Annotated in this window: 19 protein-coding genes; 9 read left to right on the top strand and 10 right to left on the bottom strand. The window is 65.7% G+C overall.

Annotated features, from left to right (window positions below):
- Positions 1 to 36: 36 nt before the first annotated feature.
- From ABIB25_RS19115 to ABIB25_RS19105, 3 genes are read right to left on the bottom strand one after another with little or no spacing between them, the layout of a single operon-like run.
- Positions 37 to 807, bottom strand: a complete 771-nt coding sequence (locus ABIB25_RS19115; RefSeq protein WP_354530098.1) for an amino acid ABC transporter ATP-binding protein — start codon at positions 805 to 807, stop codon at positions 37 to 39.
- Positions 804 to 1,589 (bottom strand): amino acid ABC transporter permease, encoded by a 786-nt coding sequence (locus ABIB25_RS19110; RefSeq protein ID WP_354530097.1) that lies wholly within the window; start codon positions 1,587 to 1,589, stop codon positions 804 to 806. Before ABIB25_RS19110 ends, ABIB25_RS19115 begins: the two co-directional genes overlap by 4 nt.
- Positions 1,590 to 2,351: an ABC transporter substrate-binding protein gene (locus tag ABIB25_RS19105; protein ID WP_354530096.1), complete on the bottom strand. Its 762-nt coding sequence runs from the start codon at positions 2,349 to 2,351 to the stop codon at positions 1,590 to 1,592.
- On the opposite strand from ABIB25_RS19105, the gene ABIB25_RS19100 reads away from it, so the two are divergent.
- The 8 genes from ABIB25_RS19100 (at position 2,350) to ABIB25_RS19065 (ending at position 7,137) form a co-directional block, all read left to right on the top strand.
- Positions 2,350 to 2,523 (top strand): hypothetical protein, encoded by a 174-nt coding sequence (locus ABIB25_RS19100; protein ID WP_354530095.1) that lies wholly within the window; start codon positions 2,350 to 2,352, stop codon positions 2,521 to 2,523. The genes ABIB25_RS19105 and ABIB25_RS19100 overlap by 2 nt on opposite strands.
- A gap of 331 nt (positions 2,524 to 2,854) precedes the next feature.
- A complete protein-coding gene (locus tag ABIB25_RS19095) occupies positions 2,855 to 3,793 on the top strand; it encodes an Lrp/AsnC family transcriptional regulator (protein ID WP_354530094.1) in 939 nt (312 codons plus the stop codon).
- Positions 3,790 to 4,527: a carboxyvinyltransferase gene (locus ABIB25_RS19090; RefSeq protein WP_354530093.1), complete on the top strand. Its 738-nt coding sequence runs from the start codon at positions 3,790 to 3,792 to the stop codon at positions 4,525 to 4,527. Before ABIB25_RS19095 ends, ABIB25_RS19090 begins: the two co-directional genes overlap by 4 nt.
- 103 nt (positions 4,528 to 4,630) lie before the next feature.
- Complete coding sequence (locus ABIB25_RS19085; protein WP_354530092.1) at positions 4,631 to 5,275, top strand: DUF3558 domain-containing protein; 645 nt, start codon at positions 4,631 to 4,633, stop codon at positions 5,273 to 5,275.
- Between the two features lie 192 nt (positions 5,276 to 5,467).
- Positions 5,468 to 5,887: a hypothetical protein gene (locus ABIB25_RS19080; RefSeq protein WP_354530091.1), complete on the top strand. Its 420-nt coding sequence runs from the start codon at positions 5,468 to 5,470 to the stop codon at positions 5,885 to 5,887.
- 207 nt (positions 5,888 to 6,094) lie between these two features.
- A complete protein-coding gene (locus ABIB25_RS19075; RefSeq protein ID WP_354530090.1) occupies positions 6,095 to 6,463 on the top strand; it encodes a hypothetical protein in 369 nt (122 codons plus the stop codon).
- On the top strand, positions 6,464 to 6,595 hold the full coding sequence (locus tag ABIB25_RS19070) for a hypothetical protein (RefSeq protein ID WP_354530089.1): 132 nt from the start codon (positions 6,464 to 6,466) through the stop codon (positions 6,593 to 6,595).
- 35 nt (positions 6,596 to 6,630) lie between these two features.
- On the top strand, positions 6,631 to 7,137 hold the full coding sequence (locus ABIB25_RS19065; RefSeq protein ID WP_354530088.1) for a GNAT family N-acetyltransferase: 507 nt from the start codon (positions 6,631 to 6,633) through the stop codon (positions 7,135 to 7,137).
- A gap of 197 nt (positions 7,138 to 7,334) precedes the next feature.
- Here ABIB25_RS19065 and ABIB25_RS19060 read toward each other — a convergent pair whose 3' ends face one another.
- From ABIB25_RS19060 to ABIB25_RS19045, 4 genes are all read right to left on the bottom strand, one after another.
- On the bottom strand, positions 7,335 to 7,721 hold the full coding sequence (locus ABIB25_RS19060) for a type II toxin-antitoxin system PemK/MazF family toxin (RefSeq protein WP_354530163.1): 387 nt from the start codon (positions 7,719 to 7,721) through the stop codon (positions 7,335 to 7,337).
- A gap of 343 nt (positions 7,722 to 8,064) precedes the next feature.
- Complete coding sequence (locus tag ABIB25_RS19055) at positions 8,065 to 8,511, bottom strand: hypothetical protein (RefSeq protein ID WP_354530086.1); 447 nt, start codon at positions 8,509 to 8,511, stop codon at positions 8,065 to 8,067.
- 738 nt (positions 8,512 to 9,249) lie between these two features.
- Entirely contained in the window at positions 9,250 to 9,912 is a 663-nt protein-coding gene (locus tag ABIB25_RS19050; RefSeq protein ID WP_354530085.1) for a hypothetical protein, read from the bottom strand.
- 263 nt (positions 9,913 to 10,175) lie between these two features.
- Complete coding sequence (locus ABIB25_RS19045) at positions 10,176 to 10,529, bottom strand: hypothetical protein (RefSeq protein ID WP_354530084.1); 354 nt, start codon at positions 10,527 to 10,529, stop codon at positions 10,176 to 10,178.
- On the opposite strand from ABIB25_RS19045, the gene ABIB25_RS19040 reads away from it, so the two are divergent.
- Positions 10,522 to 11,019, top strand: a complete 498-nt coding sequence (locus ABIB25_RS19040) for a hypothetical protein (RefSeq protein ID WP_354530083.1) — start codon at positions 10,522 to 10,524, stop codon at positions 11,017 to 11,019. The two genes, ABIB25_RS19045 and ABIB25_RS19040, sit on opposite strands and share 8 nt — an antisense overlap.
- Before the next feature lie 74 nt (positions 11,020 to 11,093).
- On the opposite strand, the gene ABIB25_RS19035 is transcribed toward ABIB25_RS19040, so the two are convergent.
- From ABIB25_RS19035 to ABIB25_RS19025, 3 genes are read right to left on the bottom strand one after another with little or no spacing between them, the layout of a single operon-like run.
- A complete protein-coding gene (locus ABIB25_RS19035) occupies positions 11,094 to 12,017 on the bottom strand; it encodes a hypothetical protein (protein WP_354530082.1) in 924 nt (307 codons plus the stop codon).
- A gap of 60 nt (positions 12,018 to 12,077) precedes the next feature.
- Positions 12,078 to 12,803: a hypothetical protein gene (locus ABIB25_RS19030; RefSeq protein WP_354530081.1), complete on the bottom strand. Its 726-nt coding sequence runs from the start codon at positions 12,801 to 12,803 to the stop codon at positions 12,078 to 12,080.
- Positions 12,800 to 13,324 (bottom strand): RNA polymerase sigma factor, encoded by a 525-nt coding sequence (locus tag ABIB25_RS19025; protein WP_354530080.1) that lies wholly within the window; start codon positions 13,322 to 13,324, stop codon positions 12,800 to 12,802. The genes ABIB25_RS19030 and ABIB25_RS19025 overlap by 4 nt, the downstream gene beginning before the upstream one ends.
- Positions 13,325 to 13,473: the final 149 nt, after the last annotated feature.

The raw sequence follows: 13,473 nt of genomic DNA, 5'->3' as shown, positions 1-13,473 counted from the left end.
CGGGTTGTGCGTCTGGGGCCGTGGGAGCCGGACGTCTCAGTGCACGTGCTCGAGGAACTTGATCGTGCGTTCGTGGGCCGGTCGGTCGAAGAAGTCCTCCGGTGCAGCCTGTTCGACGATCTGCCCCTGGTCGAACATCGCCACCTCGGTGGCCACCCGCCGGGCGAACCGGACCTCGTGGGTCACCACGACCATCGTCATACCCTCGGCAGCGAGCTGTTCCATGACGGCCAGCACCTCGCCGACCAGTTCCGGGTCGAGGGCCGACGTCGGTTCGTCGAAGAGCATCACCTTGGGGTTCATCACCAGTGCCCTGGCGATGGCAACCCGCTGCTGCTGACCGCCGGAGAGCTCGCTCGGGTAGTGCCCGGTCCGGTCGGAAAGCCCGACCCTGGCGAGCATCTCGATGGCCTGTTCGCGGGCCTCGGCCTTGTGCACCCGGCGGGCCTGGGTCAGGCCGAGCATCACGTTGTGCACCGCGTCGAGATGGGCGAACAGGTTGAACTTCTGGAAGACCATGCCGATCTCGGTGCGCTGGCGCGCGAGCTCCCGCTCCTTGAGGTGGCGAACCTTGCCCGCGGAAGCGCTGATGCCCATGCGCTTTCCCTCCAGCAGGATCTCACCCGCGTCGGGGCGTTCCAGCAGCGCCATCAGCCGCAGGATCGTGGACTTGCCGGACCCGGAAGGCCCGAGCAACGCCTTCACCTCACCGGCCTTGACGTCGAAGTCGACGCCCTTGAGAACCTCGGTGCGGCCGTAGGTCTTGTGCAGATCCAGCACCCGCAGCAGCGGCAGTTCCTCGGTCATTTCGCACCTTCCGGCTGGGCGACCTTGGTGACGACGACCTTTGGCTCTTTCGTCGCTGTCATGGTCGGGTTGCGCCGGGCCAGGAGACCGGTCCTGAGCGGCCGTGTCGAGACCCAGCGGAAACGCCGCTCGATCAGGGACTGCCCGTACATGACGATCGAGACGATGACCAGGTAGTAGACCAGCGCGGCGACGTAGTACTCGGCGTATCGGAAGGTCACCGACACGCCGTTCTGGGCCGTGGTGAGCAGTTCCCGCAGGGAGATGACGGAGGCCAGCGACGTGTACTTGATCATCGCGATGAACTCGTTGCCGGTGGGCGGTAGGGCCACCCGGATGGCCTGCGGCAGGACCACTTTGAACATCACTCGGGTCGGGGACAAACCGAGTGCCCTGGCAGCCAGTGACTGTCCCTCGTCGACGCTCATCAGCGCGGACCGGATGATCTCGGCCATGTAGGCGGCTTCCACCACCGACAACCCGATCAGGCCGGCGAGGAACGGGCTGAACCACGCCTCACGCAGGACGGGGAACAGCTGTGGCCCGGCGTTCCAGACCAGCAGGAGCACGAGCAGGGTCGGAATGGCCCGGAAGAACCAGACGTAGAGACCCGAGACTGCCCGTGCGGTCCGGGCTTTGGACAGACGACCCAGCGCGACCAGGAAGCCGAGCAGCACGGCGACGACCTGGGATGCCGCAGCGAGCGTCACCGACAGGATCGCGCCGTCGAGGTACTCCTTGGAGAACAGTGCGCTCCAGAAGAGGTGGCCGTCCCACTCCATCTACTTGGTGCTGATCTTGGTCGGGTCCAGGCCGTAGCTGTTGGCGATCTTGGCCAGGGTGCCGGTGGCCTGCAGGGTCTGCAGTCCGGCCGAGACGGCCTTGCTGAGCTCGGATCCCTTGGCGGTGAAGACGCCGAACTTGGTCTCGGTCGGGAAGAAGCCCTTCAGCTCCTTGAGCTTTCCGGTCGACTTGCTCACCATGTCGGCGACGGCCACGTCGGTCTCGATGAGGGCGTCGGCCTTGCCGTTGGTGACGGCCGCGACAGTCTCGGCGGTCTTCGGGTAGGCCTGGATGGTGATCGCGCCCTTGCCGGCCGCGACGAACTTCGCCGAGAGATCCTTCAGCGTCTGCTCGTTCACGCCGCCACCCTGCACGGCGACGGTCTTGCCGGCCAGGTTGTCGGAGCTGGTGATGTCGGTGTTTGCGGTCGGCACGATCAACCCGGGGCCGGTCACCATGAACGGCGCGCCATCAGCCACTTCCAGCCGCTTCGCGCTGAGATACAGGGCTGACCAGAGGATGTCGCAGCGCTTGGCCTGCAGGCCCGGCATCAGGCCGTCGAACGAGGTGATGGTGAAGCTGACCTTCAGGCCCCAGAGGGTGGCCAGCGCGGTGGCGCCGTCCGAGTCGAAGCCGGTGAGATCGCCCGAGGTCCCGTTCTTGTAGTACTCCATCGGCGGGTACTCGGGGTCGGTGCAGACCGTCAGGGTGCCGTCCTTCAGCAGCCCGGTGGGGGCAACCACGCCCGTGGCCGACGGCATGGCAGACCCCATCGCGGACGGCATCGCCGATCCCATCGCCGAGGACATGGCGCTCGGAGCAGCCGATGTGGAAGGGGTTGGGGTGGTGGAACTCTGCGCGCCCGACGTGCTACTGCTGCCGCAGGCGGCGAGCGTCAGGCCGGCGCAGGCGAGCATCGCGGTGAGTAGATGACCTGGTCGTGAACTCTTCACGGAAATCCTCCGGGGCAGATGGGAGTGCGGCGCGAGCGGTGGCGCAAACATCTCTGGGTGCAGATTTCTGGCGGCGTGCGGCAGCTGCACCGGCTGGTCCGGACGGTACGGTGATCCCAGTTGTTCTGACAAGCACCTTTGCAAAAGTCGGGGCTCGATCTGATCGTTTCGTCCGGGCAACACAGGCAGATTTGCAACGAGGCATCGGCTGGCCGCAGGTCACCGCATAATCTGCCGTTCGTAGTTTCGTATTCTGCTTTGTAAACATCAGGTGACCGGCCCGAGCTCGGGCGGGGAGCGGAGGTCCTGTCGTGGACGCGGTCGACGTCGTCATGATCGAGACGCTGCGGTCGAACGGTCGGATCCGTGGCCGGGAACTGGCCGAGATCCTCGGGATCTCCCGGTCGGCTGCGGCCGCCCGGTTGGCGCAGCTGCTGCAGTCCGGCAAGGTGCGGGTCGTCGGAGTGGTACATCCGGCGGTGTTGGGGTTGCATGCAGTCGCCCACGTCTCGGTGACGGTCGACCGCGCCGTCGAGGATGTCGCGGGTCGGATCGCCGAACTGGATGAGGTCCCGTTCGTTTCGCTCGTCACCGGCTCGGCGGCCCTGGTCGCCGAGGTCCGAGTCCACCAGACCGCCGAGCTCGCTGCCTCGCTCGAGAAGATCCGGACAACAACCGGTGTCAAGGGGATCTCGACCTTGGTCTACACCGACATGGTGATCGACGTGCTGCGTCCCTGGGCCACCTCGGAGAACAGCCTGGACGAGACGGATGTCCGCCTCCTCGGTCTGCTGCAGCTCGACGGCCGGATGTCCTACACCGAGATGAGCGCCCGTACGGGTCTTTCCATCGGGACCGCGCGGTTGCGGGTCCGTAGGCTCATCGCCGATCAGGTGATCCGGGTAGGTGCCCTGACAGCACCGGGTACGGGTGAGCAGGAATATGCGATCGGACTCGGCATCCAGATGCGCGGTGTGGTCGCTGATCTCGTTGCATTGCTGGCCGATCTGCCCGAGATGACCTTCCTGGCCACCACCATCGGACGGTTCGACATCCTCGCCACGGTGACCTGCGCCTCGCTGTCGGAGGGAATCGCCGCCGTGGACCGGATCCGCGAGCTCCCGCAGGCGGTGGGTCTCGAGACCTGGCTGCACATGCATGTTTTCAAGGAGCGCTACCATTTCAGTCCACTGACTCCCGGGTACCAACCAGTCGAGTTGGACGGCGTACCAGTGGGTTCCGGTTCGTGACCGCGCTTCCACCTGCCGAGGCTTCGGAGAGTTGGCTGGCTCCCGTCGCCACCATTCCGGTGCGCGGGCGGGTGACGGTCCCGGCCTTTCTCGGACGCCCGTCAGCGGGAAGAGTGGACCCGGCCGATGCGGTGGTGTTCTTGGCCGCGGCGGCGGTGACGACCGGAACGGTCCTGGTGCGCAACTGGCCGGGCGTGGTCTGCGGTACGGATCCGGTCAGCGTCACCGCTGATCTGGCCCGCACGTCCCTGGCCGCGATGGGCGCCTATCTGGTGCGCACCGAGGAGGGCCTCACCTGCACGAGTCGTGCCTCGTCGGGCGAACTCACCGGACTGGAGGTCGACCTGACGAACGGTCCGGGGCTCGGGCCGACCTTTGCGGTGCTCGCTGCGCTGAGCAGAACCCCGTCCGTGCTCCGTGGCCTACCGACGGCACTGGGTGAGCGACTGTGCACGAATCTGCTCGCCCTCGGTGGTCGTGCGGTCTGGGATCGCGGTGTCCTGCAGATCGACCCTGGTGAGCTGCGGGCCGGCGTCTGGCGCTCGTCCGGCGACCACCGGATGGCGACGGCCGCCGCGGTGATCGGACTGCGAGTTGACGGGGTGCTGATCGACGACATCGCGTGCCTGCGCCGCGACCTGCCCCGCTTTCTGGACGCCTGGACCTACCTGATGGCACAGGACGCGCATCTGCTGCCCGGGACCACCGAGAGCGCCAGTTCCGCGAATCCCTGAACGGCCGCCCGATCTCTCGTTACGCTGATCACTGGCTGGGGGCCCGGCCGAAACCTCAAGGGGGAGAGGCCGAATGTCCGGATTGCGAACTGTTGGCGGTGTGATGACGTCCCTCGTTGCCGGCGTCCTACTGCTGATGACGACAGCGTGCACCTCCAGCGTGGGCGGGTCTGCAGAGGCTGGGTCCGGTAGTTCGGTGTCGTCAGCCCAGGCTCCTTCCGTCTCCCCGAGCTCTGAACCCTCGGGTACCGGCTCGTCCGGCTCCTCGCAGCCGGGGGCATCCGCAGGCTCGACGTCTTCGACCGAATCACAGTCGACCGAGACCCTGGACGCGGCCGGTATCGACCCGTGCAAGGTCCTGCCGGACGATGTGCAGGCCACCCTCGGGATCACGTCGTCGGCGCCCCCGGACGCGGCGGCTTTCAATGGTGCCACCTGCCTCTACTCGGCGGGGAACGACGTCACGTACGCCCTCACGGTGACCGATGGTCAGACCCTGGATCAGTTGAAGGCCTCGGTGTCCGGCCGAGACACGACCGAATCGCAGATCGAGGGATTCCCGGCGCTCACCACCTACGACAAGAGCAAGGCCACGGTCTGCACCACCGCCATCGGGGTGTCGGACACCGGCATGTTCGTCGTCTCGATCCTGGATCCGAAGGCCGTGGCGGCCGACAGGGACAAGCTCTGTGGAATGGCGAAATCGGCAGCGACGACCGGTCTCAAGGGGCTTCGCGCGCAGCAGTAGCGGGCGCCGCGGCGCAGGTTGTCCACATTCTTGTGGTGTCACCCCACCGGGTCCGCCCAGGTCGATACGTTCCTTGTCGACGGCAAGGTGGTCGTCCGGGGCCGGTCTCGGCCCGCGGCGGGTGACGGTGGGCGGGGGCTCGGATGGAGATGTCGTCGGTGTCGCTGACCGGGGGATCCGGAGTCGATCCTGGTGTCGGCCGGCCACTGGTCGGCATTCTCCTCGGTGACGTCGCTGGTGGTGGGCGACGTCCGCCGGATCGACTCCGAGGGCTTCCGCGGTGACGAGGCGGAGCTCTACCGGCAGACGTTGACCGACGAGCTGCCGCCGCACCTGGAGACCACCTCCGACGCGTGGGGCATCGTGGCAGCAGCTCTGAAGTCCTGTGCGACGACGTTGGAAGGGTTGCAGCGCAAAATGTCTGCGCTGTCGAGTCGTGCCGTTGATCAGCAGAGGGAGGTCGACTTGGCCGGCAATCGGGTCGTGCAAGCAACCACCGCTGACGGTCGACACGCCGAACCGGATCCACGGCGAACACCGCTCGGCCGTGGACACCTGCGTCAGCGCGATCGACCGGGCCAGCGGCCTGCGGTTCGAGGAACCGCCAGGTAGTGGTCGGCCGAGCCAGGGCAGAAAGTCAAGTGCACGCCGAGGATGACGCCATGTCCCAGCTGCCGGGTGGTCTCATGACCAAGGCGTACGGTTGGCGTCGAAATAAGTTGACCCGCCAACTTGAATGGAAGGAAATGCCCGTGTGCGTGCAGTGTCAGAGCAACTTCTGTCCAGACCAGTTCGTCCCTGATATCAAAGCCCTCCCGGGTGGGGCTTGGCAACGATGATGGGGGTCGCGGAGCTCGAACTGGCACGGATTCGATGGGATTCTATCGGCAGATCAATGGAAGTGCTGCTGGGATCAGGGATTCACTGACCGGGCTGTTGGCGCTCAGATCAGCCGACGAGGCCGAACAGGCATATTGGGGCCTGGAGAACTGGGTGGTCGCCCAGGGGACTGTCTACAGTTCGGCGGAGCCCACCATTGCTGTGCTCATGGCATCCTTTCTCGACGATCGAATCGAACCGATCAAGATCTCCGCGCTTGACTTGATCTATCAAGTACCCACCGGTGCTGCTAATGAATCGTCGACCGAGGTCGGAAACGAAGGTCTCATCGACCGGTGTCGTGATTGAGTGCGGGAGGGACTCTGGCTGTTGGTACGGGAGGCGTTGACGGGCGCGGGCGAGCCAGCTCTGGACGTCATCGAACTGGTCGATGAGGAGCGGGCCAACCAGGTTCGGGTGTGGCTGTCAGCTGCGCAGTAGCGACTGACCTGGAGACGAGGATCTACGATTCACTTGTGGAGTACAAATTCCGCGGTGCGATCAGATTGCCGACTCCCGCCGACGCGGAGACGATCGCCGAAGTGCACGTCGAGTCCTGGCGGGAGTCGTACGGGCACCTGCTGCACGAACGGTTCTTCGACGGCGACGCGGTGGCCAGCCGGGTCCAGATGTGGACCCGTGCGTTGGCCATGGACGTCCCGGGCCGGCAGATCCGTGTCGCGGAGTTGGACGGCGCGCTGGTCGGCTTCGCGCTGTCACTCCCGTCCCGTGACGATTCGCCGGTCCACGAGGCCGAGTTGGCGATGATCTACCTGCTCAAGACCGCCCAGGGTTCCGGGCTCGGGCAGTTGCTGCTCGATGGTGTGCTGGGCGATCGTTCGGCTGCGCTCTGGATGGCGGAGGACAACCCGCGGGCGTTGGCGTTCTACCGCCGCAACCGTTTCGAGCCCACCGGTGAGCGCCGTCTGGACGAGAACGTGGACAATCTGGCCGAGATCCGGATGGCTCGTACCTCTGCGTGATCCACCCGAACGAGGATGGAACAAACCTGGCCGGGAGGGTGTTAAATGAGTCGACGGTCTCTTGGACATGCCCCGGGTACCACCCCTTCAGTCGCCAAGAGCGACCACGTGCCGAGAGGCGCACTGGCAAGGGGCCGTCGCCGCGAACCGCCCGACTTCGGTTGGGCGGTTTTTGCGTCTGTGCAGCTCAGGGCGAGTCATCTCCAGCCATAGCGAGCACTGAGTCGGGCAGCAACGCCTTGGAATGCTGCCCTGCTCAGGGCCGAAGCTTCACGGCGCATGCCGCCGGGATGCACGCGCAGGACCCGCTCGAGGTTCACCCAGGATTCCCGATGAGACGAGTCCCAATCGCCCGCACCGACCGAGATGAACTCGCTGTCGCCGTCATGGTCCTTGCTGGTCAGCTGCACCACCAGGACGGTGCCGCCGCTCTCCGCCGCGACCACAAGCACCGGACGGTCCTTGCCCTGCCCGTCGTTCTCTTCGAACGGGACCCAGGTCCAGATGATCTCGCCGGGATCCGGGTCGCCGTCGGTCACCGGCGAGTAGGAGGTCTGGACACTGCCGACCTGGCGCGGATCGATCTCGACGGTGCGATCCGGTCCGAATCGTCCCGGTGAGTCCTCGGCGCCCGGGGTACCTGCCGACGACGGTCGCCTCGAGCCAGGAGCCGGAGCCGGAGCCGGCCTGGTTGGCGCTTTGGTGGACCTGCCGGTGGGTGCCGGGGCGCGCTGGGCGGTCTTGGTCTGCGACCTCATCGCCGACTTGATCGCCGGACCGAGAACACTCATCAATTTCGAGAAGAAGGACACTGCAGCACCTTACGTCGAGCTCGTTGGCTTGTGCTCGGTCGCGCGGTTGTCAAAAACTGCGGTGAGACCGGGACGACGAGGGAGGACCTGCCTCGTCGATCGCAAACCACGAGGGTCAGCTGGTTCCCAGGGTCTTGGTGAGCTGGTCGGCAAAATCCACCAGAGCGACCAGGGGAGTGTCGCTGGCGTCGCTGGACAGGTTGATCACGCCGTCGGCGGTCTTGAGATAGCAGGTCAGGTTGGACGCCTCGGTGGTTGAGCCGCAGATGCCGGATCCAACCTTCGTCTTGCTGTTGGTGACGTTCGCCGACACGCCGTCGTAGTCAGCCCCGGACTGGAAGCTGATGATGATCGAGCCGGCGCCCTTGTTGTAGATGACGCCCGGGCCGGAACCGGCTGCTTTGACCCAGCTGCCCAGTTTCGCGGGTAGCTTCGCGGCACCGCCGGCTTTGATGACGCCGCCACTTCCGGAGATGGTCGACTCCGACCGTGAGCTGGACGCTGATGACGGGGCCGAACTGGCGGGGCTGCTTTCGGCGGGGCTGGTCGCGGCCGTACTCATCGATGCGGAGCCGGAAGTGGGGCTGCTCGCCGTTGCAGGGCTGGACGTGGCGCTGCTCGCCGCCGCCGAGTTGACAATCGCGGCAGTCGATCTCGGCGCTGGGGCCGACGAGGACATCGACGTCGAGATGACTGCGCTGCTGGAGTTGCTGCTGAGGACTGAAGCTGCAGGCGTGCTGGTGGAGCCACACGCAGACAGTCCGAGGAGGCCGGCGAGAAGCAGGGCAGGGGCGAGTGTCGTTGTTCTCTTCACCCATCCGACGCTAGACGACAACCTGAAGCCTCGGATGGGAATCCCTGATTTGCGCAGCGCCTGCGACCCACAGGTCACCGTCGCCGAGAGCCTCTCCGACATCGAACCCGTGGCGGCGAACAACCCACCTGCGCCACCCTGCGGATGTTCGTGGACTCAGGCGCCTGTGCGGACACCGGGCAGCAGCAAACGGCCCGTCGCCTGCCCAGGACGTTCCGCGGGCCTCACCGACAGGGTTTGCCTGACGGATCACCTGCATGTGACGACCCAACGACATCTTCATCACCTGACCTCGGTTCCGAAACCGGTCGGACCGATCTCCTGCCCAGCGATACCCCGACCGATTTGCGCCGGGCGTACGAGGACGCTGCTGATGCGGCCGAACCAAGGCGCGGATCGGGTGGGCGGACCGCTGGGTGAACTTTTTCTGCAGGAGGCGCCGACCGAGTCTTTCGTCGATCGCCCGAGCGGGGTCTGGCGTGGTGTTCATCCGCCGGCGACGAGGGTGCTGCGCCACTCGCCGATGGCGACCTGGGTGGTGGCTTGGGGGGTGAGTGGTTGGGGCAGGGTTCCGTTGGTGCCGTCGGAGGCGGTCCAGGTGACGGTCCAGTGGGTGGTGGCGGTGATGGGCCAGGTGCCGGTGCCGTCGGTCCGGTCGGTCAGTGATTTCCAGATGTAGGTGTATCCGCAGGGAGGCTTTGTGCCGGCGTCGACATCAGCAGGTGCTGGTGTTCCGGTGCCTTCGCAGGTGAAGTTGGCGACTTTGGCGTTGGGGGTGGCGGGGTCGACTGGTTCACCCATGGACCAGGTGGTGGAGGTCAGGGTGGCGGTGACGGTGACCGATAGTCGGGGGACTGCGACGGTCAGGGTGAGTGGTGGTTGGTCGGTGATGGACAGCCAGATCGGAACTTTGACTGCGAGTTGCCCGGGGTTCGGGCCGATCTGGATCGAGGGGTCGGGAGCCTGTAGGCGTCCTGCTGCTTGTTGGGCGAGTGCGGCGGGGTCGGGTGGTGGTGCGACGGGGGCGACGCCGGTGCGGGCCCAGATTGTGTCGGTTTGGGCGTAGATGAGTGCGCCGGTGTTGATGTTGATCGCGTCGGGGCAGGACACGAGGTAGAGCACACCTTCTGACGGATCGTCTCCGCCCATGCGGGGATCATCTTTCACAGGCGTTGTTGGCTTATACCAACAAGGATCCTTTTGGGCGTCAGCACCTCCGCTGGACACTGAACCCGGCGATGGGTGAACTCCGCTGGGGTCCGTTGACGAATCAGAGACTGTCACCTCTGTTGCTGTTCCGGTACTCAAACCGCCAAAACGCACTACCGGCGGGTCATTTGGATGTGCGGGAGCTGCTGCCGCCAATAAAGAAGCGGCAGCCGCGAATGCGACCGCAGATCTCCATATTGACATCAGCATGAAGGATCCAAGGACTGAATATTCGAAGCCAACCAGGTGTTGCCGTGGCGCTGAAAGGTAATTCTTGTATCATCCATCATCAATCCGACGGAGAGCGTAGTGCCCGACTTGACATCGATCGTACCCGCATGGCTGGTATCCATGCAGTCGCCGACGATCGCGGAGTCCTCGCTGTTGACCGACGGACCCCAATAGAACTTGTGCAGAACGTACCCGTAGTTGTCGACCCCATCCTTTTTGAATTGTGCGAGGCGCTGAAGGATGACTGACAGCAACGGATCGGCGCTGACGGTCGCCAGCGATTTGCGCCACGTCGGGGCTGGCGTCTTCAGGAGTGGGATGGTCACGTCCCAGTATTTAATCCAAGCGTTCTGGATCGCCTGCCGGTCCTTGATCTCCTGTGCGGAGAGGCCGGCGGTGTTGAGCGTGGGGGTGGTGAGGCGCGTGGTGGGAGTCTTCGATATGGGGGTGGTCGCTGGCGGCTTGCTGGTCGGCGCGGTGCTCGGGGAGGGCGTCGTCGGGGGAGTGGTCGAAGGAGTGGTCGCCGATGAGACGGAGGACGAAGCGGACGACGGGGAAGGCGCTGAGGAAGCCAGGCCAGTGCTGCCAGGCGCCAAAGACCCGCTCGACCCGGGCGCAGGGGAGGACAAGGAGGAGGTCAGCGGGAAGGCGGTGCCGCCCGGTGTCAGGTCGGCGGTGCTGGTCGGCCCGGCTGTGTTGGTTGATGTACAGCCTGTGACCAGCGCAGTCGTCACCAGGACCCCGGCCATCACTCGAAGCACTCGCGAACGCCAGAGCATCCGGCTCCCTCCCACAGTCCTCGTCAGCAGACTGTAACGACAGAAGGGTCCAAAGCGGCATCGTTGTCCACAACGCGATACATCACTGCAGGTCAAGGCGCTGCCAAAACCTCAGGACAACGGCAAGGGCTTGTCCCGCAACCCGAAGATGCTGGCGTTCAGCGTTCGACCGCCGCTGGTAATCACACCGCAAAACGCTCGGGCGGGCTGCGTCTGCACAGGATTCGTCTGGCTCGGATTCGGATGACCGGTAATTCCGTAGTAAACGGGGATAGCAGCGACGGAGAGGCGGCCGCCGGCCGCGGCATCGTCGAGTCCGGTCAGATAGCGGACGAAGTCGCTGCACGATCGGTCCAGTCGATCCTGTGCCGGCAGGTTCGTGCTGACGGGGGTCGTGGCGAACAGTTCCGCACGGTGCGGTTTGAGGCAGTCGACGTAGTCGGTCGAGGTCAGGTCGTTCAGGCAGACCGAGTAGGAATCAGGCAGCACCCCGCCCACGAATGCATCGCGAACGGTGCCGACCACGGCCTGGCTACGGGCGCCCTGCGTCACGCAGGCGATCCAGTGCTGGCCGACAGCCTGTTGCGTCCCGCTCGGTCCGAGCAGTCCAACCGTCCCGATCGACACCGGTTCCCACGATCCGAACTGCACGCTGCGGTAATCGCCCCGATCGTCGCGGGCGACGACCTGAATGCTCCCCAGGTAGCTGCTGATCGTCAGATTGCAGACGGACGGGTCGGGGGTGTTCGTCTGGTCCAGCCGGAGCCGGGGGAACGTTCTCGAATCGGCGTAGACCTGCACGACCTCCCCGTAGTGCGGCTTGTCGCAACTGCCGTAGCTCAGTCCGGCGACCTGGCCGGAGCCCGTCGGCGAGGTGTCCGGATCCTGGACCACGCACATCCCGACCGCCGGAGGGGCGGGCACGTACGTCGCCGCTGGAGTCCCGGTGATGCGTGTCCCGAGGATCCCGGGCACGACGAGGGCCAGCACGGCGGTCATCACCAGCAGCAACGCGCCCAGTGCTCGGCGATCCACCCCTCGACCGTATGTCGGCATGCAGGTGTTTCGCCACTGCGAGCCCGGGGGACTGCGCGATCAGCCGAGGCCGGGGACCAATTTGCGGACGACGACCGACTCGACGATCTGCCGGATCTGGGTCTCGCTCAGTCCGAGAGATATCGGACCCTGCACCTGAACGGCGATTCCGGGCGCGTACTGCACGCTGACCAGCCAGGTCCCCGGATAGCCCGCCGCCGTGCACGGGTCGATCAGATGCAGGACGGCGAGCCGGCCGGCGATGGTGGTGTCGTAGGACGCCTCCTGGTCCGGCAGAGAAGACACCAGTACGAGGAGTTGTCCGGCGGGCCGGTCCGACCCGGCATTGGGGTCGGCAGGGTCGCTGTAGAGCGCCTCAGAGATACCGCCGCCCGTTCGCGACCAACCCTGCGGCAGCGAGGTGAGAGCGATGTTGCCCGGACTGGCCGGAACCTGGGCGAGCGGCGCGGGCGCAGGTTCGAATCCCTGGCTGTCACAGGCCACGCCGGGATCACCCGGTAGGTAGGTGCTCACTGGCTTGCTCACGGCAGCCGAGGTCACCCCGACCGCCGAACCGACACCAAGCACCTGCGGACGGGGCGTGCTGGTCAGCAGGACGGCGCCGGCGGAGACCAGCGCCACGGCACCGACCACTCCGGTGACGGCCAGCCGGCGTCGACGGATCTGGCGTTTGGCCACTCGGGCGTGGATTGCCTGGAGCATCCCGTCCACATCCGGCGCGGTGTCGGCGCGGGCGGCAAATTCGCTTTCGAGCGGATTGATCATCGTGGAGCCTTTCTCAAAGCCAGGGGGGCGGGGGCGGCGTTGTCGTCCTCGGGGAGTTGCAGGGTGGCCAGAGCCCGCGAGCAGAGTGATCGGACCGTCGATTGGACGCATCCGAGCATCGCCGCCGATTCCGCGTCGGGATAGCCGAGGTAGTAGCGAAGAACAAGAGCTGCATGTTGTCTCGGTGGCAGACGGGACAGCAAGGCGCGGAGTTCAGCGCGGTCGTCAATGGTTCCGACCTCACCGGGGTGCCAGTGCGTGCGGTCGATCTGGTCGGGCGACACCACCACCACGCGGGTCGAGAGCTTCCGTCGCCAGGACAGGAACTCGTTGGTGACCATCCGGGTCAGGTACGCGTTCGGACTGTCGGTCGTACTGATTCGGTGCCACTTCTCGAAGGCGCGGGCCAGCACCTCCTGCACCAGATCCTCGGCCCGATCCGGGTGTCCGGTCAGCACCGTTGCGTACCGCAGCAGTCCGGGCAGTCCGTCGGCCACCACCTCGTCGAACGCTTTCGCCATCACACCCCCTTGACTCATCATGAGCTCGATCTGTGGCAGTGGAGCCGGAAAAGTTCACAATCAGCTCCGGCCGAACCACCGCGCACTGTGCCCGGCTTGCGGTCGCCATCCCTTCGGAAGTCCGACCCCGATCATCCTGTCAAGCGACG

The organism is Nakamurella sp. UYEF19 (assembly GCF_040546275.1).
Taxonomy (GTDB): Bacteria; Actinomycetota; Actinomycetes; order Mycobacteriales; family Nakamurellaceae; genus Nakamurella.
The sequence above is the reverse complement of the archived record's forward strand: the minus strand, read 5'-3'. Positions and strand labels throughout refer to the sequence as shown.

What these genes read in the sequence shown, in the direction of transcription:
- ABIB25_RS19040 (WP_354530083.1), top strand. Translation starts at nt 10,522, where the DNA reads ATGGTCACGTCCCAGTATTTAATCCAAGCGTTCTGGATCGCCTGCCGG.
- ABIB25_RS19115 (WP_354530098.1), bottom strand. Translation starts at nt 807, where the DNA reads ATGACCGAGGAACTGCCGCTGCTGCGGGTGCTGGATCTGCACAAGACC.
- ABIB25_RS19055 (WP_354530086.1), bottom strand. Translation starts at nt 8,511, where the DNA reads ATGAGTACGGCCGCGACCAGCCCCGCCGAAAGCAGCCCCGCCAGTTCG.
- ABIB25_RS19110 (WP_354530097.1), bottom strand. Translation starts at nt 1,589, where the DNA reads ATGGAGTGGGACGGCCACCTCTTCTGGAGCGCACTGTTCTCCAAGGAG.
- ABIB25_RS19085 (WP_354530092.1), top strand. Translation starts at nt 4,631, where the DNA reads ATGACGTCCCTCGTTGCCGGCGTCCTACTGCTGATGACGACAGCGTGC.
- ABIB25_RS19030 (WP_354530081.1), bottom strand. Translation starts at nt 12,803, where the DNA reads ATGATCAATCCGCTCGAAAGCGAATTTGCCGCCCGCGCCGACACCGCG.
- ABIB25_RS19050 (WP_354530085.1), bottom strand. Translation starts at nt 9,912, where the DNA reads ATGGGCGGAGACGATCCGTCAGAAGGTGTGCTCTACCTCGTGTCCTGC.
- ABIB25_RS19100 (WP_354530095.1), top strand. Translation starts at nt 2,350, where the DNA reads ATGGCAGACCCCATCGCGGACGGCATCGCCGATCCCATCGCCGAGGAC.
- ABIB25_RS19105 (WP_354530096.1), bottom strand. Translation starts at nt 2,351, where the DNA reads ATGCCGTCGGCCACGGGCGTGGTTGCCCCCACCGGGCTGCTGAAGGAC.
- ABIB25_RS19025 (WP_354530080.1), bottom strand. Translation starts at nt 13,324, where the DNA reads ATGGCGAAAGCGTTCGACGAGGTGGTGGCCGACGGACTGCCCGGACTG.